Here is a 25,147-nt window from a genome sequence, read left to right on the forward strand (position 1 = left end):
TCGCAGGTGGATTAGAAACGTCGCAAATCCAGGGTCAGTGGCAACTCGGCATTGATCACCACTGGCGGCACCTCCAGGCTTCCCGGGCTATGGCCCAGGCGGAAGAAGCGCGCCATGCGCCGGCTTTCCGCCTCGTTGGCATTCACCGGCAGGCTGTCGTAATTGCGCCCGCCGGGGTGGGCCACATGGTATTGGCAGCCGCCCAGGGAGCGCTGCATCCAGGTATCGAGCAGGTCGAACACCAGCGGTGCATGCACGGGGATGGTGGGTTGCAGGCAGTTGGCCGGCTGCCAGGCGCGGTAACGTACCCCGGCGACAAACTCGCCGACCCGCCCGGTGGGATGCAGGGGCAACGCCACGCCATTGCAGGTCAACACATGGCGCTCGGGTACCAGGCCGCCGACCTTGACCTGCAGGCGCTCCAGGGAAGAGTCGACATAACGCACCGTGCCGCCCGCCGCGCCCTCCTCCCCCAGCACATGCCAGGGCTCCAGGGCCTGGCGCAGTTCCAGCTCGATGCCACTGACGGCGTAATCGCCGACCTTGGGAAAGCGGAACTCCAGGTGTGCGGCAAACCATTCGGCCCGCAGCGGGTAGCCAGCGGCATTCAGCTCCACCAACACATCAGCGAAATCCTGCTCGGTAAAGTGCGGCAACAGAAAACGATCGTGCAGCTCGGTGCCCCAGCGCGCCAATCGGGCCGGTGCGTAAGGCTCGCGCCAGAAGCGCGCCACCAGCGCCCGCAGCAGCAACTGCTGGGCCAGGCTCATGCGCGCATGGGGCGGCATTTCAAAGGCCCGCAGCTCCAGTAGGCCAAGGCGCCCGGTGGCGCCATCCGGCGAATACAGCTTGTCGATGCAGAACTCGGCGCGATGGGTGTTGCCGGTGACATCGATCAGCAGGTTGCGCAGCAGGCGGTCCACCAACCAGGGCGCGCACTCCTGGCCGGGAGCCGGCATCTGTGCGAAGGCGATCTCCAGCTCGTACAGCGCGTCATTGCGTGCCTCGTCGACCCTCGGTGCCTGGGACGTGGGGCCGATGAACAACCCGGAAAACAGGTAGGACAGCGACGGGTGGTTGTGCCAGTAACTGATCAGGCTGCGCAGCAGGTCGGGGCGCCGCAGGAACGGCGAGTCGGCCGGGGTGGCTCCGCCAAGGACAAAATGGTTGCCGCCACCGGTGCCGGTGTGGCGCCCATCGATCATGAACTTCTCGCTGGTCAGGCGCGTCTGCCGGGCCTGCTCATAGAGAAACTCGGTGCGCTCCACCAACTCGTCCCAACTGACCGAGGGCTGCACGTTGACTTCAATCACCCCCGGGTCCGGGGTCACCCGGAAGTTGCACAGGCGCGGATCCGCCGGCGGCTCGTAGCCCTCCAGCAAGACCGGGCAGCGCAGCTCCTCGGCCGTGGCCTCGATCACGCTGACCAGTTGCAGGTAATCCTCCAGGCGCTCCAGGGGCGGCATGAACAGGTACAACCGCCCCTCGCGCGCCTCGGCGCAGAGCGCGGTACGGGTCAGCCAGTCCGCGGACTCGTCCACCTGGGGCACCCGCTCGTCCGCCACTGCCGGCTCATCAATCGCTGCCAGCTGAGCCGCGCTCGCCAGTTCGGGAAAATCCTGGTTCGGATCGGTAGCATGAATGAACGGATACTCCGCCGCCGTCACCCAGGGCTGGGACGCCAGGGGCAAGCGATAGCCCAGGGGCGAATCACCCGGCACCAGCCGGCAATGGCTATCGCGCAGGTACCAGCGCCCGCTCTGCCACTGATCACCCTTGGCGGTACGGGCCAAGGGCAGGACCTGGCCGATGACCTTGTCCAGCCCCTGGCTGAAAACCTTACGCAGGCGCTCCCGCTCCAGGGCGTCCTCCAGCCGCGAATCCTCGGCGCTGACATTCAGCGGCAGGCTGCCTTCGCGCCACAGGTAGTAGAAATTGTCCTCGTAGGCGGGAAACACAAAACGCGCGGGCAGCTTCAGACGCTCGGCGACACTGGCCAGAAAACGTCCGGCCAACATCGCATCGGCGGCGTAATCTTCATGCTCGTCGGCAATCAGCGCGTTGTTGCGCCACACCGGTACACCGTCGCGACGCCAGTGGCAATTCAGCGACCAGCGCGGCAGCTGCTCCCCCGGGTACCACTTGCCCTGGCCGAAGTGCACCAGGCCCTGGGGCGCATAGTGCTGGCGCAGGCGCTGGAACAGCTCGCCGGCCAGGCGGCGCTTGTTCGCCCCCAGGGCTGCCGTGTTCCACTCCGGGCCATCGGGATCGTCGATGGCGACGAAAGTCGGTTCGCCGCCCATGGTCAGGCGCACATCCGCCTCCAGCAGGTCGACATCGATCTGCCGGCCCAGGGCCTGGATCGCCAGCCATTGCTCGTCGGTGTAGGGCTTGGTCACCCGGGGCGCTTCCCAGATGCGCTCCACACTCATCTCATGGCTGAATTGGCATTCGCAGGGCTCCACCAGCCCGGTGATGGGCGCCGCTGAAGAGGGGTCGGGGCTGCAGGCCAGGGGAATATGCCCTTCCCCGGCGAACAGCCCGGAAGTGGCATCCAGGCCGATCCAGCCGGCGCCCGGCAGGTACACCTCGCACCAGGCATGCAGGTCGGTGAAGTCCACCTCGGTGCCGGAGGGGCCGTCCAGGGATTTGACGTCCGCCGTCAGCTGGATCAGGTAGCCGGAGACAAAGCGCGCCGCCAACCCCAGGTTGCGCAGCAATTGCACCAGCAGCCAGGCCGAGTCCCGGCAGGAGCCGGAGGCGTTGAGCAGGGTCTGCTCCGGAGTCTGCACCCCGGGCTCCATGCGGATCAGGTAGGCGATGTCGGCACTCAATCGCTGGTTCAGGCCCACCAGGAAATCCACCGCCGGCAGGGGTGAACGCGAAATGGCGTCCAGGTACGCCTGGAACCTCGGCGTCAGGGGCAGGGTTTCCAGGTAGGGCGCCAGCTCGCGCTGTTCATCGGCGGCATAAGCGAAGGGAATCTGCTCGGCGTAGGGCTCGAGGAAGAAATCGAACGGGTTGAACACCGCCATTTCCGCCAGCAGGTCGACCTCGATCCGCAGCTCGCTGGTCTTTTCCGGGAACACCAGACGCGCCAGGTAGTTGCCCTGCGGGTCCTGCTGCCAATTGATGAAATGCTGCTCGGGCTGGACCTTCAGCGCATAGGAAAGAATTCGCGTGCGGCTGTGGGCCGCCGGGCGCAGGCGGACGATCTGCGGGCCCAGTTCGACGGCGCGGTCGTAGCGATAGTGCGTGACATGGTGCAATGCGACATGAATCGACACGGCGTGCCTCCTGCGAGCCTGAACGGTGGGAGAACCTGCGCAAGACTTATGCCAGCGCGCAAGTCCATGGGGTTGTTCAGCGACCCTGGGCAGTACAGCACCAAAACCGAGCAATCGATGCATCCCGGTGCAGGCAATTGCACATAAATGCGCCAGAAGGCAGGCGACGAATCAGCCGCGCTTGCGCTGCTGCTTGAGGCGCTGGCGCTGCTGGCGGATCTGCAGCAATCGTTCGCGCATTTCCCGGTGCCGCTTGCTGTTGAGCAGCAACAGCCCGAGCAGCGGCAGCAACACGCCGAACAGGTACACCCCCTGGTGCGGGTGATACTGAAACATCGGCACCACCCCAAGCAGGCAGGCGACAAAGTAGCCGGCCACCAACCATACCGCGCGGGAAATGCCACGCACTATCAGCAGGTTGCCCAGCACCAGCAGCGGGATCAGCACCAACAGGCCAAACAGCAGGTATTCGTCGCGCTGGGGCGGCGCCATGGCGCGCCAATAAGTGGTGCCGGCCAGGGACAGCAGGAGCGAGGCACTGAAGCAGCCCAGCAGCACGGTGAGCATGAAGGTCGGGAAATAGCGTACCAAGAAGTCTCTCATGCGGCCGCCATCTATCACTCTTCGAACTCCTCGTAGAGCCCCACCGCAAGGGTTTTCACCTGGCCAAGATTGCCGGAGCTGATACTCCCGCTGGTACTCAGGACAGCGCCCAGAGCATCCTGCATCTGGGTCAGGGTAGCGTGGCGGATCTGCGTCGACGAATAGCGCCTGGGCAACGCACCGGCACGCTGTTGCAGCTTCAGCAGCTTGGAGGTCAGGCTCGGGTCCCGCAGGGTCAACAGTTCCTTGGTCAGCTTGGCCCGTTCCTGGCGGTTGAGGCCCTTGAGCAACTGCATCCAGCTTTTGCCGGTGTTCGCCGCCTTGCTGGCCTTGAGCAGCCTGAGAGTGGTCAGCGCCGAACCGCCGACACCCACCAGGGAAATGCCATCGAGAATCGGCGTGACTATGTTGTACCACTCGGCATCGTCCATGCGGTCGTTGGCCGCCGGGTCCTGGATCTCGTTGATCACTCGCGCGCCGCCAATCACGCACTGAGCGGTGCCGGCCATCGCCGCCGAGGCCCCAAGCGCTACCATCCAGACACTGGCACCGGCGGTGAAGGGCACGGCGATGCTGCCGCTGAACACCACCAGCCAGCCGATCACTGCGGCCGTGCAGGCTAGGGTGGTGTTGAAGGATTCAGTGGCCAGCCGCGACTCGCGCGGGTTGTTCTTCACCTGGTCGACGAACTGCTGGGGCGCGATGTAGCGCTTGGCCTCGCGCAAGATCACCCGCTTGGGCACGATGCTGCAGATCGGCCTGAATTCGCGCAGGGTCACGACATTGAAGTCGGCATCGATGTACACCACCCCGGCACCGGCAATCGAGGGATCGGTGTCGATGGCGGCAAACAGACGCGGCAGGTTGATCTGGCTTTCGATCCGTTGGCGGGCAAGAACCTGGGTCAGGCTGAGGTCCCTGATCACTCCGTCTAGTGGGCTGGTCACGCGGTTCATCCTTGGTCTGACGATGTAAATCTGCCTGATAGCCATGAGCCAGCTAGGCATCGCGGCAATGCAAGCCCGGCAACCTTAACAAAGCTCTGCGCGTTTGTTGCTCGCCGGCCGGTAAAAAAATCGATCTCCATAAAAGCAAAACGCCAGCTCGGCGGCTGGCGTTTTGTGGGTTTAGCGCGGCACCACCGGCTTGCGGGTCGGCTTCTTGCCTTTGCCCTTGGCCGCGTCGGCACGCTCCTTGGCCGCCTGCTTGTTGCGGGCGAACGCTGCGGCCTTGGCCTGTTCGCGCTTGTCCCAGGCATTGCCGCCGTCGCTGCCACGCGGTGGCAGCCCGGTGTGCTGGGTGAGGATCCGGGTTTCCTTGGCCACCTTGTGGCTGCCAGCCGGGGTCGAGTTCTTGCGCCGGGCGCTCTGGTAGCTGTCGGTGGCCGGTTGATGGGCCGGAATCAGCTGGTGCTTGCCCGGGCCGATCAGGTCACCACGACCCATGCGCAGCAAGGCCTCGCGCAGCATCGGCCAGCCCTTCGGATCGTGGTAGCGCAGGAACGCCTTGTGCAGGCGGCGCTGCTCCTCGCTCTTGACGATGGTCACGCCGTCGCTCTTGTAGGTGACCTTGCGCAGCGGGTTCTTGCCCGAGTGGTACATAGCCGTGGCGGTGGCCATCGGCGACGGGTAGAACGCCTGCACCTGGTCGGCGCGGAAGCCGTTGCCCTTGAGCCACAGGGCCAGGTTCATCATGTCTTCATCGGTGGTGCCCGGGTGGGCGGCGATGAAGTACGGAATCAGGTACTGCTCCTTGCCCGCTTCCTTGGAGTACTTCTCGAACATCCGCTTGAAGCGGTCGTAGGTGCCGATGCCCGGCTTCATCATCTGGTTGAGCGGGCCTTCCTCGGTGTGTTCCGGGGCAATCTTCAGGTAGCCGCCGACGTGGTGGGTCACCAGCTCCTTGACGTACTCCGGCGATTCCACCGCCAGGTCGTAGCGCAGGCCGGAAGCGATGAGGATCTTCTTCACCCCAGGCAGGGCACGGGCGCTGCGGTACAGCTGGATCAAGGATGAATGGTCGGTGTTCAGGTTCGGGCAGATGCCCGGGAACACGCAGGACGGCTTGCGGCACGCGGATTCGATTTCCGGGCTCTTGCAGGCGATGCGGTACATGTTCGCGGTCGGGCCGCCGAGGTCGGAGATCACCCCGGTAAAGCCGGGAACCTTGTCACGAATTTCTTCGATCTCGCGAATGATCGACTCTTCGGAACGGTTCTGGATGATCCGCCCTTCGTGCTCGGTGATGGAGCAGAAGGTACAGCCGCCGAAGCAGCCACGCATGATGTTCACCGAGAAGCGGATCATCTCGTAGGCCGGGATCTTTTCCTTGCCATAGGCCGGGTGCGGAATGCGCTGATAAGGCATGCCGAACACGTAGTCCATTTCCTCGGTGGTCATGGGAATGGGCGGCGGGTTGAACCACACGTCCACTTCGCCATGCTTTTGCACCAGGGCGCGGGCGTTGCCCGGGTTGGTTTCCAGGTGCAGTACGCGGTTGGCGTGGGCGTACAGGACCGGGTCGTTGCGCACCTTCTCCATGGACGGCAGGCGGATCACGGTCTTGTCCCGGGTCATGCGCGGGCTGGCAAGGATCTGCACCACCTTGGCTTCGTTCGGGTCTTCAACCGGCCCCTTCTCCTGCTCGATGGCGCAGGCGGCGGTGTCCTGGGTGTTGACGTAGGGGTTGATGATCTTGTCGATCTTGCCCGGGCGGTCGATACGGGTGGAGTCCACTTCGTACCAGTCCTTTGGCGTGTCGCGGCGGATGAAGGCGGTGCCGCGCACGTCGGTGATGTCTTCGATCTTGTGGCCGTAGGACAGGCGCTGGGCCACCTCGACAATGGCTCGCTCGGCGTTGCCGTACAGCAGGATGTCGGCGCTGGCGTCGATCAGGATCGAGTTGCGCACCCGGTCCTGCCAGTAGTCGTAGTGGGCGATGCGACGCAGGGACGCTTCAATGCCGCCGAGAACGATCGGCACGTGCTTGTAGGCTTCCTTGCAGCGCTGGCTGTACACCAGGCTGGCGCGGTCCGGGCGCTTGCCCGCCAGGCCACCGGGGGTGTAGGCGTCGTCGGAGCGGATTTTCTTGTCGGCGGTGTAGCGGTTGATCATCGAGTCCATGTTGCCGGCGGCGACCCCGAAGAACAGGTTCGGCTCGCCGAGCTTCATGAAGTCGTCTTTGGACTGCCAGTTGGGCTGGGCGATGATCCCGACGCGAAAGCCCTGGGACTCCAGCAGCCGGCCGATGATCGCCATGCCGAACGACGGGTGATCGACGTAGGCATCACCGGTGACGATGATGATGTCGCAGGAATCCCAGCCGAGCTGATCCATCTCCTCCCTGCTCATGGGCAGGAATGGTGCTGGCCCGAAACATTCGGCCCAGTACTTGGGATAGTCAAATAACGGCTTGGCTGCTTGCATGTCGATGACCGGTGTTGGCTTGGATAGGGACGCGTTGATTCACAGGGAAATTCGCGGGCGCGGAATATAGCACAAAAAATAACCAATTCCGACCAAAAGGGTCGGAATTCATTGTCACATCACGCGACCAGTGGCGAGGGCACTTGCTCCCGCTCGTCTGCGCAGCAGGCGCAGAGTCGGTGGAGGCGCCGACCGGCTTTGGGCCCGCTGCGTGCTCCAGCGGGAGCACGCTGCCCCACCACAGCCGGCCAACCACCATGGCTGGCGCCGTTATTCGTCGTCGAAGTTGTAACTGCCCGGGGCGAGGTTCTCGAAGCGGGTGTACTTGCCGATGAATGCCAGGCGGATAAAGCCGATGGGACCGTTCCGCTGCTTGCCGATGATGATCTCGGCAATGCCCTTGTGCTCGGTTTCCGGGTGATACACCTCGTCCCGGTAGACGAACATGATCACGTCGGCGTCCTGCTCGATCGCTCCGGATTCCCGCAAGTCGGAGTTCACCGGGCGCTTGTTGGGACGTTGTTCCAGGGAGCGGTTGAGCTGGGACAGGGCCACCACCGGGCAGTTGAATTCCTTGGCCAGGGCTTTCAGGGACCGGGAAATCTCGGAAATCTCGTTGGTCCGGTTGTCGCCGCTGGAGCCGGGAATCTGCATGAGCTGCAGGTAGTCGATCATGATCAGGGCGATATCGCCGTGCTCACGCACCAGGCGCCGGGTCCGCGCACGCATCTCCGAGGGGCTGATGCCCGCGGTATCGTCGATAAACAGCTTGCGGTCGTTGAGCAGGTTGACCGCCGAGGTCAGGCGTGGCCAGTCGTCGTCTTCCAGCTGGCCGGAACGAACCTTGGTCTGGTCGATACGGCCCAGGGAAGACAGCATACGCATGATCAGCGATTCACCTGGCATCTCCAGGGAGTACACCAGCACCGCCTTGTCGCTGCGCAGTACCGCGTTCTCCACCAGGTTCATGGCGAAGGTGGTCTTACCCATGGACGGACGGCCGGCGACGATGATCAAGTCGGCCGGCTGCAGGCCGCTGGTCTTCTCGTCGAGATCGGTATAGCCGGTGGACAGGCCGGTGATGGCGTTGTCCGTGTTGAACAGCGTATCGATGCGGTCGATGGCCTTGGTCAACAGCTCGTTGACCCCCACCGGGCCGCCGGTCTTGGGCCGCGCTTCGGCGATCTGGAAGATCTGCCGCTCGGCCTCGTCGAGAATCTCTTCGGCGGTGCGCCCTTCCGGGTTGAAGGCACTGTCCGCGATCTCGGTGCTGATGCCGATCAGCTGGCGCAGGGTGGCCCGCTGGCGAACGATCTGCGCATAGGCCTTGATGTTGGCGACCGACGGAGTGTTCTTTGCCAGCTCGCCCAGGTAGCCCAGGCCGCCGACCTGCGAAGTCTGGCCTTCCTTGTCCAACTGCTCGGACAGGGTGACCACGTCGATGGGCATGTTCTGGTCGGCCAGCTTGGCGATGGCGCGGAAGATCAAACGGTGGTCATGCCGGTAGAAATCGCCGTCGGACACTTGATCCAACACGCGTTCCCAGGCGTTGTTGTCCAGCATCAGACCACCGAGCACGGCCTGTTCGGCCTCGATGGAGTGCGGCGGCACCTTCAGGGCAGCGGTTTGCAGATCGTATTGCTCGGGAGCGGAGATATCGTTCATGGCCACTTGGAATTCGGGGGTGAAAATCAGGATCAGCAGAAAGACAAAGGGCACGACCTGTAAACAGGATCGTGCCCGATGTTAACCGTCAGCCACACAAGGTGCCAGACGATTTGGTACTGCTTAAGCAGCCACCACGACAACGCGTACGGTTGCTTCAACTTCAGCGTGCAGGTGCACGGCTACGTCGAATTCACCTACGTTGCGGATGGTGCCGTTCGGCAGACGAACTTCGCTTTTTGCCACTTCAACGCCCGAGGCGGTCAGTGCATCAGCGATGTCGTGGGTGCCGATCGAACCGAACAGCTTGCCTTCGTCACCGGCGGTGGCAGTGATGGTCACTTCCAGCTCAGCCAGTTGCGCAGCGCGAGTTTCGGCAGAAGCCTTCTTCTCTGCAGCCAGTTTTTCCAGCTCGGCACGACGCGCTTCGAACGCAGCCAGGTTGGCAGCGGTAGCAGCGGTGGCTTTGCCGAAAGGCAGCAGGTAGTTACGGCCGTAACCAGCCTTAACGTTTACCTTATCGCCCAGGTTGCCCAGGTTGGCGATTTTTTCCAGCAGGATCAGTTCCATTTGGTAATAACCTCTTAACTTTTAACCTTCACCGTTCGCAGAGCCGTTATCAGCGTCTTTCGGCGCCAAACGACCGCGAAAATCAACCAGACTGTCGACAATGGCCAGGACCACGAGCAACGGATAGATCAGTTGCATGAACGGCAACAGCGTGACGTACAACCCCACCAGCCAGAACCTGGCCAGTCGCCCTTGTGCCACCAGCCCGTGAATCAGGGCCAGCCCGGCAAAAGCCAGCGGGACACTGCACATCGGCGTCAGCATGGCCAGTTGAGGTCCGAAGTTCGGCCCCACCAGCATGCACGCCAGCAGCAACATCGCTGGCCCAAGAGGGATTCTGATGGCGCGAAACTCGCCACCAAAACCACCCGGGTTATACAACACAGCCTGCCAGTAACGCCCAAGAATCAGGCTCAGCACGCTGATGGCTTGCAACAAGGCCGCTATCAGGCCGGTCAGGATCGGTGCAATCAGCGTGGCAAGACGAGCTCGCTCTTCAACCGATAGCTGCTGGTAGACCTCACCCAAGGCCATCGGCAGGATTTTTATCAATTCCTGTGACAGCGCTTCGATCTGAGGGCGGAAAGCCGCACCCAGGACTCCAGCAAACACCAACCCCATCGCTATGCTGACCAGCAGCACGCGGCTCCAGGACTCGCTTGCGCGCAAAACCAACGCAAGACTCGAAGAACCCAGCAGCACCAGAAGTGCCCGCGGGTCATCGAACGTCAGCCACCAGAGCAAAGCTGGCAGCACTCCCAGAGCGAGGACGCCAAGGGCATCCTTCAATCCGCGCCGCAGAAGCACCAGGCTCCCGGCGGCAGCACCCAACCAATACAACAACGGCAATGCCGAACAGCCAGCCACTACCAGAGTGGCCTGCATACGACCGCGCATGATGAACTCAGCTAAGGCGCGCATGCATTCAATCCCTTACTACTTGTCGACTGCCCGATCTCAGCGGCCGTGGCTGTCGGTGTAGGCCAGCAGGGCCAGGAAGCGGGCGCGCTTGATAGCGGTGGCCAGCTGACGCTGATAACGAGCTTTGGTACCGGTGATGCGGCTTGGAACGATTTTGCCGGTCTCGGATACGTAGGCTTTCAGAGTGTTGAGATCTTTGTAATCGATCTCTTTCACGTCTTCAGCGGTGAAGCGGCAGAATTTACGACGACGGAAGAAACGTGCCATGTAATTGGCTCCTCAAAAGGTCCGTGGATTACTCGTCAGCGTTATCGCTGGCGTCGCTGTTGTCGCTGTCATCGCCATCGGCGCTGTCAGCATGCTCAGGACGGTCACGACGCTCACGGCGCTCACTGCGGTTTTCTTCAGCCTTGAGCATCTCGGATTGGCCAGTGATGGCTTCTTCGCGACGGATGACCAGGTTACGGATCACAGCATCGTTGTAACGGAAGTTGTCTTCCAGCTCAGCCAGGGCTTTACCGGTGCACTCAACGTTCAGCATCACGTAGTGAGCCTTGTGAACATTGTTGATTGCGTAGGCCAGTTGACGACGGCCCCAGTCTTCCAGACGGTGGATTTTGCCGCCGTCTTCTTCGATCAGCTTGGTGTAACGCTCAACCATGCCGCCGACTTGCTCGCTTTGATCCGGGTGGACCAAAAAGATGATTTCGTAATGACGCATGAATGCTCCTTACGGGTTGTAGCCTGCCGCCTATAAGCGGTCAGACAAGGAGTGAATGACACTGGTGTGTCTTGCCTGGTAGTAGGCACATATGCGCCTGCCGTCACGGCAAGGGGCGCAATTGTAGAGAAGGGGGAACAGCGGCGCAAGGCAATTGGTGATTATTTGAACAACCACCTGCGGGAGCCGGCGTGCCGGCTCCTACAACTGCGGGTCAGGCTTTCTTGGCGCCGGCCTTGGCCTTGGCGCCGCGCTGGCGCATGGCTTCGAACAGGCACACGCCCGTGGCGACGGAGACGTTGAGGCTGCTGACGCTGCCGGCCATCGGCAGGCGTACCAGATAATCACAGTGCTCGCGGGTCAAGCGACGCATGCCCTTGCCTTCGGCCCCCATGATGATGATGGTCGGGCCGGTCAGGTCCTGGTCATACAGTTCCTGCTCGGCCTCGCCGGCAGTGCCGACGATCCACAGCCCACGCTGCTGGAGCTTCTCCAGGGTGCGGGCCAGGTTGGTCACGGCTACCAGCGGAATCACTTCGGCGGCGCCGCAGGCCACTTTGCGCACGGTCGGCGTCAGAGTCGCCGACTTGTCCTTGGGCACCAGCACTGCCAGGGCACCGGCCGCATCGGCAGTACGCAGGCAGGCCCCGAGGTTGTGCGGGTCGGTCACACCGTCCAGCACCAGCAGCAACGGCGCGCCTTCGGTACGGTCCAGCAGCTCGTCGAGCATGGCCTCGCCCCACACCTGGCTCGGGCTGACTTCCGCCACTACGCCCTGGTGCACGCCTTCAACCCATGCGTCCATCTCACGACGCTCGGCCTGGCCAACCGAAACACGGTTCTGCGCAGCCAGGTCCACCAGCACCTGAACCCGTGGATCACTGCGCCCTTCAGCCAACCAGATCTGCTTGACCCGCTTGGGATGGTGACGCAGCAACGCTTCTACGGCATGCACGCCGTAGATCTTTTCCAACTGACTCATGACTTGGCCTTAGGTTTGCGCGCCCCGCCGCTTTTAGCGCCGGAAGCGGAGCCCGCCTTGGGCGGACCTTTACGATGTTTGCTCGGCTTGGCGGGCTTTTCGCCAGCGCGCGAGGGCGCCGGCTTACCGGACTTTCCCGCAGACGCCGCTTTACCACCACCCTTGGCTTCGGCCAGCAGCGCCCGCTTCATTTCACGGCTTTTGCGCACTTCGGCATTTTTTGCTGCAGCGTCGCTTGGACGATAAGCCTCGACTGCCTTTTCCTTGGTGGAGCTGCGACGCCCTGCCTTGGCCGGAGCCGGCTCTTCCACGATCTTGCTGGCAGGTGCGTCCGCGGCGCCACGCTTCTTGCGGCCGATCGGTGCGTTGATGGTCTTCTCGGCCATTTCGAAATCGATCTTGCGCTCGTCCAGGTCGACGCGCATGACCCGCACTTCCACGGTATCGCCCAGGCGGAAGCTGCGACCGGTGCGCTCGCCCGCCAGGCGGTGATGCACAGGGTCGAAGTGGTAGTAGTCCCCCGGCAAGGCGGTGACGTGCACCAGGCCCTCGACGTAGATGTCGGTCAACTCGACGAACAGGCCGAAACCGGTCACCGCGGTGATCACACCCGGGAAGGACTCGCCCACACGATCCTTCATGAACTCGCACTTGAGCCAGTTCACTACGTCCCGCGTAGCCTCATCGGCACGGCGCTCGCTCATCGAGCACTGCTCGCCGAGCTGCTCCAGGGTCGCTTCGTCGTACGGATAGATACGCGCCTTCGGAATGGTCATCGCCCCGGCTCGACGCACGTGCGGCGTGTCCTGCTTGGAGTGAATCACACTGCGAATGGCCCGATGGGTCAGCAGGTCCGGGTAGCGACGGATCGGCGAAGTGAAGTGGGTATAGGCTTCATAATTCAGGCCGAAGTGGCCCTGGTTGTCGGCGCTGTACACCGCCTGACTCAGGGAACGCAGCATCACGGTCTGGATCAGGTGGTAATCCGGACGATCCTTGATGGTTTCCAGCAGTGCCTGGTAGTCCTTCGGCGTCGGGCCATCCTTGCCTTTATGCAGGGACAGGCCCAGCTCGCCGAGGAAGGCGCGCAGTTTTTCCAGACGCTCCGGCGGCGGACCATCGTGCACCCGGTACAGGGCCGGAATCTCGTGCTTCTTGAGGAACTCGGCGGTGGCCACGTTGGCCGCCAGCATGCATTCCTCGATCAGCTTGTGCGCATCATTGCGGGTAGTCGGACGAATTTCGGCGATCTTGCGCTCGGAACCGAAGATGATCCGGGTTTCCTGGGTTTCGAAGTCGATGGCGCCACGGGTATGGCGGGCACCGAGCAGCACCTTGTACAGCGCATACAACTGCTTGAGGTGTGGCAATACATCGCCATATTCACCGCGCAGCTGCTTGGCTTCGCTGGTCTTCGGCTGTTCGAGCATGGTGCTGACCTTGTTGTAGGTCAGACGCGCCTTGGAGTGGATCACCGCTTCGTAGAACTGGTAATCGGTCATCTCGCCGGACTTGGAAATGGTCATCTCGCAAACCATGGCCAGGCGATCGACTTTCGGGTTCAGCGAGCACAGCCCGTTGGACAGTTGCTCGGGCAGCATCGGGATCACCCGCTCGGGGAAGTACACCGAGTTGCCGCGCACCTGGGCTTCGGCATCCAGAGCCGAACCGATCTTCACGTAACTGGAGACGTCGGCAATCGCCACATACAGCTTCCAGCCACCACCGAACAGGCGCAGCTTGCCGGGCTTGGCTTCGCAGAAAACAGCGTCGTCGAAGTCGCGGGCGTCTTCGCCGTCGATGGTGACGAAAGGCAGGTCACGCAGGTCGATGCGCTTCTCTTTGTCCTTCTCTTCCACTTCGGGCTTGAGCTTGCCGGCTTCCTTGAGCACCGCCTCTGGCCAGACATGAGGAATATCGTAGGTGCGCAGGGCAACGTCGATTTCCATGCCCGGTGCCATGTAGTTGCCCACCACTTCCACCACATCGCCTTGCGGCTGGAAGCGTGGCGTCGGCCAGTGGGTGATCTTCACTTCGACGAACTGACCGATCTTGGCATTGGCATTGCGCCCCGGCGTTACCAGCACTTCCTGCTGGATCTTCGGGTTGTCTGCCACCACGAAACCGATGCCACCTTCTTCGAAGTAGCGACCGACGATGCTTTCGTGGGCACGGGACACCACTTCGACGATCACGCCTTCGCGACGGCCGCGGCGATCCAGGCCGGAAACCCGGGCCAGGGCGCGGTCGCCATCGAATACCAGACGCATTTGCGCCGGGCTCATGAACAGGTCGTCGCTGCCGTCATCCGGCACCAGGAAGCCGAAGCCGTCGCGGTGACCGCTGATACGGCCGAGAATCAGGTCGAGCTTGTCCACCGGCGCATAGGTGCCGCGGCGGGTATAGATCAGTTGAGCGTCGCGCTCCATGGCGCGCAGGCGGCGGCGCAGGGCTTCCAGCTGGTCTTCCGTGGTCAGACCGAACTCTTCTACCAACTGCTCGCGACTAGCAGGCGAACCCCGGTCAGCAAGGTGCTGAAGGATGAGTTCGCGGCTAGGAATAGGGTTTTCGTATTTTTCCGCTTCACGAGCGGCCTCGGGATCGAGGGACTGCCAATCGGCCATTAGATAAATTTCACCTTGTCTATATGCGGGTTAGTTTGGCATACGCGTATTGAAACGGGAAATTTCAGGCTCAGACAACCTGGGAATAATCCTCGCCATCGCCTCAGAAACATCGTCACGCATACCGCCGGAGACTTTTTTCAAACTTTTTTGAAATCTGGGGTTTACAGCTTAAAAGAGCCTCCGTATAGTGCGCGCCATCGACGACGGAGACGTCAGCGATACTGCCCAGATGGTGAAATTGGTAGACACGCCAGCTTCAGGTGCTGGTGGCCGCAAGGCCGTGGAAGTTCGAGTCTTCTTCTGGGCACCAATTCAAGAGCTTGAGATTAGATCAGTTTCAAGGCTCGAACAAAAACCCGCGAAAGCGGGTTTTTGCATTCTAAGTGTTTGATTTAATAAAACCAAAACAGGGGTTTACAGATCAAAACGCTGTCCGTATAGTGCGCTCCATCGACACGGCGAAGACGTCGATACTGCCCAGATGGTGAAATTGGTAGACACGCCAGCTTCAGGTGCTGGTGACCGCAAGGTCGTGGAAGTTCGAGTCTTCTTCTGGGCACCAATTCAAAACTTGAGAGCATCGCTTTCAAGTCTCACAAAAACCCGCGAAAGCGGGTTTTTGCGTTTCTGCCTTCTGATATTTCGCACCATTGCCTTCCTCCGCACCCGCAAAGCGCACATGAGAAACGATATCGTTTATGATTGTTACAAGTTTTTGCGGCACTACAGTGAGGAAACCTGCGAATGATGTTCAGAAATACCCTCCTTCCAACATCCCTTCTGCGTGGCTTGACCATCACTTTGCTGGGGCTAACCCTGGCATCCCCCCTCACCCAGGCAGCCGATCCGGTTTCCCTGACCCTGTACAACGGTCAGCACAAGGAAGTCGGCGATGCGCTAGCCAAGGCTTTCGAAGCCAAAACCGGCATCCATGTGAATGTCCGCAAGGGCAGCAGCAATCAACTGGCCAGCCAGGTTGTCGAAGAAGGCGATCGCTCCCCCGCTGATGTGATCTACACCGAAGAATCCCCTCCCCTGAACAAACTCGGCGAGCAGGGCCTGCTGGCCCAGACCGACGCCACGACCCTGGCCGTGCTGCCCAAGGAATATGTTGCGGGCAACGGCACCTGGATCGGTGTCACCGCGCGCGTACGGGTCGTCGCCTTCAACCCGAAACTGATCGACGAAAAAGACCTGCCCAAGTCGGTGATGGAATTCTCCCAGCCGCAGTGGCAAGGCAAGGTTGGCTTCGTGCCCACCAGCGGCGCCTTCCAGGAACAGGCCGTGGCCATCATCAAGATGCACGGCAGGGATGCAGCCGAAGAATGGCTGACCGGCCTGCGGGCTTTCGGCAAGGTCTACAGCAACAACATGGTGGCCCTCAAAGCCGTGGAAAACGGCGAAGTGGCCACGGTCCTGGTGAACAACTACTACTGGTTTGCCCTGCAACGGGAAAAAGGCCAGCTCGACTCGAAACTGCACTACTTCACCGGCGGCGACGTCGGCGGCCTGATCACCGTGTCCAGCGCCGCCGTACTCAAGTCCAGCAAACATCCGAAAGAAGCCCAGCAGCTTCTGGCCTACATGGCCAGCGAAGAAGGCCAGCGGGTGATCACCCAGACCACGGCCGAGTACCCACTGCATAAAGGCATGCAGTCCGATCGCGGACTCAAGCCCTTCAATGAACTGGAAGCCCCGAAGGTGACCCCAGCCGATCTCGGCAATGCCGAGGAAGCCCTGGACCTGGAACGTGACGTCGGCCTGAACTGATGAACCCATCGCCATCCGCTTCCGCCTTGCGCGCCACCTTTGTGCCGAGGCGCAAGCGGCCTTCGATCTGGCTACTGCTGCCGGTCCTGCTACTGGTCTGCCTGAGCCTGTTGCCGCTGCTGTATGTCGGCCTCAAGGCCTGGCAGGCCGGCTGGGCCGAAGCCCTGCACCTGCTGTGGCGCCCCTATGTGTTGCGCCTGCTGAGCAATACCCTACTGCTGATGCTCGGGGTGACCCTTGCCTGCGCCGCGCTTGGCCTGTCCCTGGCCTGGCTGCTGGAACGCAGTGATTTGCCGGGAAGGCGGATCTGGGGTGTGGTGCTGTGCCTGCCCTTCGCCGTACCGGCCTTTGTCAGCAGCTTCACTTGGGTGTCCCTGAGCGCCGGGTTCGAAGGGCTGGGCGGCGCGATCCTGGTGATGACCCTGTCCAAATACCCGCTGGTGTTCCTGCCGGTGGCGGCCACCCTGCGCAATCTCGACCCCTCCCTGGAGGAATCGGCGCGGACCCTGGGGCAAAATCGCTGGGGCGTGTTCTTCAAGATCACCTTGCCCTTGCTCTGGCCTTCATTGCTGGCCGGCTCGCTGCTGATTGCCCTGCATATGCTGGTGGAATTCGGTGCCCTGTCGATCATCGGCCTGCAGACCTTCACCACCGCCATCTACCAGCAATTCGAGCTGGAGTTCAGCAATGCCAACGCCGCCATGCTGTCGGCCGTGTTGTTGGCGCTGTGCCTGCTGCTGCTGGGGCTGGAACTGCGCGTGCGCGGCAAGGGCCGCCATGTACGCACCGGCCAGGGCGCCGCCAGGCACGCCGAACAGCTACGCCTGGGGCGCTGGAGCATCGGCGGACAGCTTTACTGCCTGATCCTGGCGCTGATCGGCAGCGGTGTACCCCTGGGCATGCTTGCCTACTGGCTGGCCGTCGGTTCATCGGCAGCCTTCCCCGTCGCGGCAATCAGCGAAGCACTGCTGTCTTCGCTGGCCCTGTCCCTGGGCGGCGCCGGCCTGTGCCTGGTGCTGGCAGTCCCGGTAGGCCTGCTGGTGGTGCGCTACAAGGGGCGCCTGGCCATCTGGGCAGAGCGCCTGCCCTATCTGCTGCATGCCCTGCCAGGGCTGGTGATCGCCCTGACCCTGGTGTATTTCGCGCTGCACTATGTGCCAGTGCTGTACCAGACCTCGGCGCTGCTGCTGATTGCCTATGCCCTGCTGTTCCTGCCCCTGGCCCAGGCGCCGATCCGCACCGCACTGAACAAGGCCGCGCCACAATTGGAAGAAGCAGCAAGAACCCTCGGCGCATCGTCGTTCAGCGCCTTTTGCCGTGTGACCCTGCCAATCATCTTCCCGGCGCTGGGCGCGGCTTTCGCCCTGGTCTTTCTGGATGCGATGAAGGAACTGACAGCGACCCTGCTGCTCAGCCCAACCGGGCTCAACACCCTGGCCACAGAAGTGTGGGCGCATACGGCGAATGTGGAGTTTGCAGCGGCGGCACCTTATGCGGCGCTATTGATACTGGTGTCAGGGCTACCGGTCTATCTGCTGACAACACGGATGTATTTGAGTCGCTGAGAGGTAGCAAGCCGGCTCCTGCAGTAAGGCGGCAGGAGCCAGCTTGCCGGCCAGGCATCAGGCGCGGAACTGACCGAGGCTGGCCTTGAGCTGCGCCGCCAGGCTGTCCAGTACCTTGCCGCTGGCGGTGGTTTCTACCACGGCCTGAGCCGCCCGCTCGGCCTGGGCATGGATGGTCTCCACCCGCCCACGCACCGCCTGCGCCCCCCGCGCCTGATGGGCCGCGGCCTGGGTCGCCAGGCCAATCGCGGCGTGCACCTGCTCTACCGAAGACTGCACCGATTGTTGCAGGCGAGCACTGTCGCGCAGCACCAGCAAGCCCTCGCTGGCCTGACGCCCGGCCTGACCGATAGCCGCTACGGCCTCCCGCGCCCCCTGCTGCAGGGCACCGATATGGGCCTGGATATCGCCAGTGGAGCTTTGCGTCTTACTGGCCAGGGCCCGCACCTCATCCGCCACCACGGCAAATCCGCGCCCGGTCTCGCCAGCGCGCGCCGCTTCGATCGCCGCATTCAGCGCCAGCAGATTGGTCTGTTCGGCAATGCCATGGATCACCGTCAACACCACCTCGATCTGCTCGCTCTGCTGGGCCAGGCGCTCGATCACCTTGGCCCCGGTATCCACTTGCCCCGCCAGCGCCTCGATCAGGCTGCCGACCTGCTCGGAAGTACGGGTAGTCTCGTCCGTCGCCTGACGAATCTCCACCACCTGCTGCAGTGCAGCCTGCATCGCCTGGCTTTCCGCCTGAGCTTCATCGGCCATCTGCGACAACGCCCGCAGGCTCTCTGCCACCTCATCACGCTGCGCTTCGGCTGCGGCATCAGCCCCGGCATTACGCTGGCTCATGGCGCCGATCTCGACACCTGTGCGCTGGGCCACATCCCCCGCTTCCCGAACGATGGGCTGCAACTTATCCACAAAGCGATTCACCGCCGAGGCCATGTCGCCAATCTCATCATTGCTGTTGAGCGGCACACGCTTGGTCAGATCACCTTCGCCCGCTGCCAGGTCATTGAGCGCAGCGATCAGCAGATGCAGCTTGCTCACCACGCGACGCCCCAGCACCACTGCCAGCAACAGCAGCAGGGCCAAGCCAACCAGTGCCAGGCCGACGCCGATCTGCCAGCGCAACGTGGCCGCCGCCTCCTGCACCGTGCTGGCGGTATTGGCCTGCATCTGTGCCGCCGTCCCCTGGGCCGATTGCAAGCGCGAGCGCATGGCCGCCGAGCTGTCGGCAGAAGCCCCCTTGAGGCTGTCACCAACCAATTGATCGCTGCTGGCAATCAAGGCACTGAAGCGCTGATCCAGGGCAGCGATATCGGCCTCCACCGACGCGGTGGAGACCCCCATCAGCACCTTGCCGATTTCCACGCCATTGGGATTGATCGAGGCTTCAAGGTAGTACACCGAAGGATCGTTCTTCGCTGCATCCAGGACCTTGTCCAGCGCCCGGTCGCCCTTGCCCTTTTCCAGCAGCGCCTTGTTGATCGGGTTTTCACGATTCAGGTAGCGAGTCAGGTGCTCTCCCGCCGCATCGTCATAAACCACGAACAACACATTGGGGTTGCGCTGAGCCCGTCGGGCGAACTCGGACAAGGTCGGCACATCACTGTCCCACATGGCGCGAGGCGCCACGGAGGCCAGCAACTGGGCCATGTCATTGGCAGAGTCCTTCAGGTCCTTCTCCAGCGCCGCACGCAGTTGCACCTGTTCTTCCTTGAGACGCGAAGACAGGCCGGCGGTAAGACGCTGACGGGTGCTGCTGGACAGGCTCTCCAGGCTGGAAGTGACTTCCTTGCCTGCCTGCTCGAGTTCGCCAGACAACTTCTGGCTATCGACCCCCAAACGCGAAGCCAGATCAGCCTCCAGGGCAGTCACCGTGCTCCGAGTCAGGGCGACAGCGAGCACCACCTGCACCAAAAGGGCGATACCGAGAGTAACGAACACAGGCCGCAATAAACGGCTTTGTAACAGTGAGAGAACGGCCGACACAGGAAATCCCTCTACTTTTGACGCCATTATTCTGATGGCACTCTAGAAGTGGATTTCACAGCAAGGGTCGTGCCGCGTGGCAGGCAGAAACGACAAAGGGCCCGATTAAGGGCCCTTTGTTTTTTACATCAACGACTTATCAAGCGAACGGATGACGCAGAACGATGGTTTCGTTGCGGTCCGGGCCTGTCGAAATAATGTCGATCGGCGCGCCGACCAACTCTTCGATGCGCTTGATGTAGGCCTGGGCGGCGGCAGGCAGCTCTTCCAGGGTCTTGGCACCCAGGGTCGACTCGCTCCAGCCCGGCATCTGCTCGTACACCGGCTCCAGGCCGATGTAGCTGTCGGCGTCGGTTGGCGCGTCGATGACTGCACCATCCTGGTTCTTGTAGCCGACACAGATATTGATGGTTTCCAGGCCGTCCAGAACGTCCAGCTTGGTCAGGCACAGGCCCGAGATGCTGTTGACGTCGATGGCGCGACGCAGGATCACGGCATCGAACCAGCCGCAGCGACGAGCGCGGCCGGTGGTGGCACCGAACTCATGACCACGCTTGGCCAGGAAAGCGCCGATATCATCAAACAGCTCGGTCGGGAACGGACCCGAGCCCACGCGAGTGGTATAGGCCTTGGTGATGCCCAGGATGTAGTCCAGGTACATCGGACCCACGCCCGAACCGGTGGCAATACCGCCGGCTGTAGTGTTGGAGCTGGTGACGTAGGGGTAGGTGCCGTGATCGATGTCCAGCAGCGAACCCTGGGCGCCTTCGAACATGATGTCCTTGCCGGCGCGGCGCAGCTGGTGCAGCTCGGCAGTCACGTCGAGCATCATCGGCTTGAGCAGTTCGGCGTATTCCATGCACTCGTCCAGGGTCTTCTGGAAGTCGATGGCCGGCTCTTTGTAGTAATTCACCAGGACGAAGTTGTGGTAGTCCAGCAGCTCGCCCAGCTTGGCGGCGAAACGCTCACGGTGGAACAGGTCGCCGATGCGCAGGCCACGACGTGCAACCTTGTCTTCGTAAGCCGGGCCGATGCCACGGCCGGTGGTACCGATCTTCTGCTCACCACGGGCCTTCTCGCGGGCCTGGTCCAGGGCCACGTGATAGGACAGGATCAGCGGGCAGGACGGGCTGATACGCAGGCGCTCGCGCACCGGCACACCCTTCTCTTCCAGCTTGACGATTTCACGCATCAAGGCATCTGGAGCCACCACTACGCCGTTACCGATCAGGCACTGCACGCCTTCGCGCAGCACACCGGACGGAATCAGGTGCAGGACGGTCTTCTCACCGTCGATCACCAGGGTGTGGCCAGCGTTGTGGCCACCTTGGTAGCGCACTACGGCGGCGGCATGTTCGGTCAGCAGATCAACGATCTTGCCTTTGCCCTCATCACCCCATTGGGTGCCCAGGACTACGACATTCTTACCCATAACACTTGTCCTCATTCGCGCAAACTTGGTGCCGGCAGCCGCCGGCAGGAAAACTCAAGAAGCCAGCGGCAATACTTGCCAAAGCCCATTCTGCTGAATCAATTGCCGGTCGCAGTCCGCTTCACGGGCGGCGGCCAAAGGCTGCCCAGGCAAGGCCTGAACCACACGCTGACCCTCACTGCGCAAGCGGCAGACGGTCTGCCAGAGTGCCGCGTCAGTGTTGTCTGGCATCCAGATACCGCCAGACGGTAGCTCGACTTCAGCACGCCCCAGGGTCACCAGGGTTTTCAAATCGGTGGAGAAACCAGTCGCGGGACGGGCACGCCCGAAGTCCGCGCCGATGTCATCGTAGCGCCCGCCCTGGGCAATGGATTGGCCCACGCCTGGGACAAATACCGCGAACACCACACCGGTGTGGTAGTGATAGCCGCGCAACTCGCCAAGGTCGAAATACAGCGGCAAGTCCGGGAACCGCACGGACAGGCGCTCGGCAATGGTCAGCAATTCATCCAGCGCCAGCAGCACAGACGTCGGCGCACCGGCCAGGCGACGGCGGGCATCGCCCAGCACTTCGCGGCTGCCGCACAGGTCCACCAGGGAGCGCAGCATGTCCGCCAGGTCAGCCGGCAGGCCTTCGGTCAGGCTGATGACCTCGTCGATCGCCTTGCGTTGCAGGGCATCGAACAGTTGCTGCTCAACAGCACCGGACAAGCCGGCGGCCTGGGCCAAGCCACGGTAGATGCCAACGTGCCCCAGATCCATGTGCACATCGGGCACATCGGCCAGTTGCAGCATGGCCAGCATCAGGCTGATGACTTCAACGTCGCTGCTCGGGCTGGCATCGCCATACAACTCGGCCCCCAGCTGGATCGGGCTGCGCGAGGACGACAAGGCCCGCGGCTGCGCATGCAGCACACTGCCGGCGTAGCACAGGCGGCTCGGCCCTTCGCGGCGCAGGGTGTGGGCATCAATACGCGCCACCTGCGGCGTGATGTCGGCCCGAAACCCCATCTGCCGGCCCGACTGCGGGTCGATGACCTTGAAGGTACGCAGATCCAGATCCTGGCCTGCACCTGTCAACAGGGATTCCAGGTATTCGATATGGGGAGTGACGACGAACTCGTAACCCCAACTCTGAAACAGATCCAACACCTGACGACGCGCCACTTCGATGCGCGCCGCTTCCGGCGGCAATACTTCTTCGATGCCATCTGGCAGCAGCCAGCGGTCTACCGTTGCCATTACGCCATTCCCCTATGGTCCGGGCGGCAAGCCTGGGGCCAGCCTTAGAGTGAAGCAGAAAACAGTCGCATCCGACGCGAGCTCAGCCGGACAGGCAGCCAGGAATCAGCTGTACAGACCATTTTCCTCGAAAAATCTTGCCGGGCTCTTGAACGAGCCACGGCCAATCAAAGATGCAGACGCAAAAAAGCCGGGAATTTCCCGGCTGCCGCATCATACACCCGTTTTCCCAAAGGATCACCCCGCGAGGCGTTTTAGCCGCCCGGCGGGGTGCTCCAGGGTCAGGGCCTGATCAAGGCTTGGACTTTTCCAGGTAGTGGAAGAAGTCGCTGCTTGGGTCCAGAACCATGACGTCGGATTTGTTCGCGAAGCTTTCACGGTAGGCACGCAGGCTACGATAGAACGCGTAGAACTCCTGGTCCTGGCCGTAGGCCTTGGCGTAGATCGCCGCCGCCTGGGCATCACCGTCACCGCGCACTTCTTCAGACTCGCGATAGGCTTCAGCCAGCAACACACGACGCTGACGATCAGCGTCGGCACGGATGCCTTCCGCCAACTCGTTACCCTTGGCCCGGTGCTCGCGAGCCTCACGCTCACGCTCGGTGCTCATGCGCTCGAACACGCTGCGGTTCACTTCCTTGGGCAGGTCGATGGCCTTGACCCGGACATCGACCACTTCGATGCCCAGCTCCTTTTCCGCCATCTTGTTCAGCGAAGCCGTGATATCCGCCATCAGCGCGTCACGCTCACCGGAAACCACTTCATGCAGGGTGCGCTTACCGAACTGGTCACGCAGGCCCGACTCCAGACGACGGGAAAGACGCTCGTCGGCAATCTGCTTGAGGCCGGAAGTCGCGGTGTAGAAACGCTCGGCGTCCTTCACTCGCCACTTGGCGTAGGCATCCACCATCACGGCTTTCTTTTCCAGGGTCAGGAAGCGCTGCGTCGGTGCATCCAGGGTCATCAGGCGTGCGTCGAACTTACGCACCTGGTTCACATAGGGCACTTTCACATGCAGGCCAGGCTGGACATCCGCCTGAACCACACGACCGAACTGCAGCAACACCGCGCGCTCGGTCTGAGCGACGATGTAGAAGCTGTTCCAGGCAACCACCGCCACGACAACGCCCACGATCAGGGCGATCAGCGATTTATTGCTCATCAGCGACTCTCCCTAGAACGCGTCTGCTGCTGTTGCTGCATATGGTCAGCCGCAGCGCGCGCATTCGCTTCATTGCTGGCCGCAGAAGCCGAGCCCGTTACAGGAGCTGCGCCGCTACGACCACTGTCGATCATTTTGTCCAGCGGCAGGTAGAGCAGGTTGTTCTGCCCACCCTTGCTGCCAGTCACCAACACCTTGCTGGTGTTGCTGAAGACTTCCTGCATGGTGTCCAGGTACAGGCGCTGACGGGTGACCTCAGGAGCCTTGCGGTACTCGGCGACCAGCTTGGTGAAGCGATCGGCCTCACCCTTGGCCCGGGATACCACTTCGTCGCGATAACCGTTGGCATCCTCGAGGATACGCTGGGCCTGACCACGGGCTTCCGGCACGACGCCGTTGGCATAGGTTTCAGCCTGGTTGCGCGAACGCTGTTCATCTTCACGGGCACGGATCACGTCGTCGAAGGCTTCCTGCACTTCACGCGGTGCCGCTGCGCTCTGTACGTTCACCTGGGTCACGGTGATACCGGTGCGGTAGTTGTCGAGGAAACGCTGCAGACGCTCCTTGATCTCACTGGCCATCAATTCACGACCTTCGGTCAGCACCTGGTCCATGGCGGTGGAACCCACCACGTGGCGCAGGGCGCTGTCGGTCGCATGCTGCAGGCTGATTTCCGGCTGATCGACGTTCAGCACGAAATCCTGCAGGTTGCTGATCTTGTACTGCACGGTCAGCGGCACTTCGACGATGTTCTCGTCCTCGGTGAGCATCTGCCCCTGCTTGGTATAGGCACGCTCACGCGTGACGTTTTCCATGTACTTGCGATCGATCGGCGGGAAGTAGATGTTCAGACCCGGGCCAACGGTTTCGTAGTATTTGCCGAAGCGCAGCACTACGGCCTGCTCCTGTTCGTCAACTACATACACCGCGCTGTACAGCCACACGGCCGCCAGCACGACAAGACCGATACCCAGCAGGCCGAAACCACCGCCCTTGCCGGAGCTACCGCCGTCATCACCACGTTTCTTACCACCACCGAACAACCCATTCAGGCTTTCCTGCAGCTTACGGAAGGCCTCGTCGAGATCTGGTGGCCCCTTGCGATCGCCATTATTGCGGCGCTTACCACCCCAAGGGTCCTGATTATTCGAGTTGCCACCCGGCTCATTCCAAGCCATAGCGC

The 25,147-nt window shown here is 62.1% G+C and carries 18 protein-coding genes and 2 tRNA genes; 4 read left to right on the forward strand and 16 right to left on the reverse strand.

Features of this window, described 5'->3' with window-relative positions:
• Positions 1-11: 11 nt before the first annotated feature.
• The 11 genes from KCG88_RS20845 to rnr all read right to left on the reverse strand — a co-directional run bounded on the left by KCG88_RS20845 (position 12) and on the right by rnr (position 14,798).
• Positions 12-3,287: a transglutaminase family protein gene (locus KCG88_RS20845; protein WP_210713013.1), complete on the reverse strand. Its 3,276-nt coding sequence runs from the start codon at positions 3,285-3,287 to the stop codon at positions 12-14.
• 171 nt (positions 3,288-3,458) lie between these two features.
• Positions 3,459-3,908, reverse strand: coding sequence for a hypothetical protein (locus KCG88_RS20850; RefSeq protein WP_152685904.1), 450 nt, complete (start codon positions 3,906-3,908; stop codon positions 3,459-3,461).
• Positions 3,905-4,837: a hypothetical protein gene (locus KCG88_RS20855; RefSeq protein WP_047335536.1), complete on the reverse strand. Its 933-nt coding sequence runs from the start codon at positions 4,835-4,837 to the stop codon at positions 3,905-3,907. The genes KCG88_RS20850 and KCG88_RS20855 overlap by 4 nt, the downstream gene beginning before the upstream one ends.
• Before the next feature lie 180 nt (positions 4,838-5,017).
• A complete protein-coding gene (locus tag KCG88_RS20860) occupies positions 5,018-7,315 on the reverse strand; it encodes a YgiQ family radical SAM protein (protein WP_047283691.1) in 2,298 nt (765 codons plus the stop codon).
• Positions 7,316-7,585: 270 nt separating this feature from the next.
• Entirely contained in the window at positions 7,586-8,980 is a 1,395-nt protein-coding gene (dnaB, locus tag KCG88_RS20865; RefSeq protein WP_210713152.1) for a replicative DNA helicase, read from the reverse strand.
• Positions 8,981-9,103: 123 nt separating this feature from the next.
• The gene (rplI, locus tag KCG88_RS20870; protein WP_007921484.1) at positions 9,104-9,550 is read right to left on the reverse strand and encodes a 50S ribosomal protein L9; all 447 of its coding nucleotides are present in this window, start codon (positions 9,548-9,550) and stop codon (positions 9,104-9,106) included.
• 21 nt (positions 9,551-9,571) lie between these two features.
• Entirely contained in the window at positions 9,572-10,471 is a 900-nt protein-coding gene (locus tag KCG88_RS20875) for a hypothetical protein (RefSeq protein ID WP_210713014.1), read from the reverse strand.
• Positions 10,472-10,507: 36 nt separating this feature from the next.
• Positions 10,508-10,738: a 30S ribosomal protein S18 gene (gene rpsR, locus KCG88_RS20880; RefSeq protein WP_002551829.1), complete on the reverse strand. Its 231-nt coding sequence runs from the start codon at positions 10,736-10,738 to the stop codon at positions 10,508-10,510.
• Positions 10,739-10,766: 28 nt separating this feature from the next.
• Positions 10,767-11,192, reverse strand: coding sequence for a 30S ribosomal protein S6 (rpsF, locus tag KCG88_RS20885; RefSeq protein ID WP_011058949.1), 426 nt, complete (start codon positions 11,190-11,192; stop codon positions 10,767-10,769).
• A gap of 214 nt (positions 11,193-11,406) precedes the next feature.
• Positions 11,407-12,174 carry a 23S rRNA (guanosine(2251)-2'-O)-methyltransferase RlmB gene (gene rlmB / locus KCG88_RS20890; RefSeq protein WP_015633942.1) on the reverse strand — a complete coding sequence of 256 codons (768 nt, stop codon included), beginning with the start codon at positions 12,172-12,174 and terminating at the stop codon, positions 11,407-11,409.
• Positions 12,171-14,798, reverse strand: coding sequence for a ribonuclease R (gene rnr / locus KCG88_RS20895; RefSeq protein ID WP_210713015.1), 2,628 nt, complete (start codon positions 14,796-14,798; stop codon positions 12,171-12,173). The genes rlmB and rnr overlap by 4 nt, the downstream gene beginning before the upstream one ends.
• A 226-nt stretch (positions 14,799-15,024) precedes the next feature.
• Here rnr and KCG88_RS20900 point away from each other — a divergent pair.
• From KCG88_RS20900 to KCG88_RS20915, 4 genes are all read left to right on the forward strand, one after another.
• Positions 15,025-15,111 (forward strand) — tRNA-Leu (locus tag KCG88_RS20900).
• 165 nt (positions 15,112-15,276) lie between these two features.
• A tRNA-Leu gene (locus tag KCG88_RS20905) sits at positions 15,277-15,363 on the forward strand.
• A 182-nt stretch (positions 15,364-15,545) separates the two neighbouring features.
• Complete coding sequence (locus KCG88_RS20910; RefSeq protein ID WP_047283689.1) at positions 15,546-16,571, forward strand: extracellular solute-binding protein; 1,026 nt, start codon at positions 15,546-15,548, stop codon at positions 16,569-16,571.
• Positions 16,571-18,136, forward strand: a complete 1,566-nt coding sequence (locus KCG88_RS20915) for an iron ABC transporter permease (RefSeq protein WP_210713016.1) — start codon at positions 16,571-16,573, stop codon at positions 18,134-18,136. The genes KCG88_RS20910 and KCG88_RS20915 overlap by 1 nt, the downstream gene beginning before the upstream one ends.
• 57 nt (positions 18,137-18,193) lie before the next feature.
• Here KCG88_RS20915 and KCG88_RS20920 read toward each other — a convergent pair whose 3' ends face one another.
• The 5 genes from KCG88_RS20920 to hflK form a co-directional block, all read right to left on the reverse strand.
• A complete protein-coding gene (locus tag KCG88_RS20920) occupies positions 18,194-20,128 on the reverse strand; it encodes a methyl-accepting chemotaxis protein (protein WP_047335533.1) in 1,935 nt (644 codons plus the stop codon).
• 139 nt (positions 20,129-20,267) lie between these two features.
• Positions 20,268-21,560, reverse strand: coding sequence for an adenylosuccinate synthase (locus KCG88_RS20925; RefSeq protein ID WP_011058943.1), 1,293 nt, complete (start codon positions 21,558-21,560; stop codon positions 20,268-20,270).
• Positions 21,561-21,614: 54 nt separating this feature from the next.
• Positions 21,615-22,802: an ATP phosphoribosyltransferase regulatory subunit gene (locus KCG88_RS20930; protein WP_011058942.1), complete on the reverse strand. Its 1,188-nt coding sequence runs from the start codon at positions 22,800-22,802 to the stop codon at positions 21,615-21,617.
• Positions 22,803-23,094: 292 nt separating this feature from the next.
• The gene (gene hflC, locus KCG88_RS20935) at positions 23,095-23,964 is read right to left on the reverse strand and encodes a protease modulator HflC (protein WP_016965257.1); all 870 of its coding nucleotides are present in this window, start codon (positions 23,962-23,964) and stop codon (positions 23,095-23,097) included.
• Complete coding sequence (gene hflK / locus KCG88_RS20940) at positions 23,964-25,142, reverse strand: FtsH protease activity modulator HflK (protein WP_047283685.1); 1,179 nt, start codon at positions 25,140-25,142, stop codon at positions 23,964-23,966. The genes hflC and hflK overlap by 1 nt, the downstream gene beginning before the upstream one ends.
• Positions 25,143-25,147: the final 5 nt, after the last annotated feature.

The sequence above is a fragment of the Pseudomonas sp. MWU349 genome, from assembly GCF_017947325.1.
Classification (GTDB): Bacteria; Pseudomonadota; Gammaproteobacteria; order Pseudomonadales; family Pseudomonadaceae; genus Aquipseudomonas; species Aquipseudomonas protegens.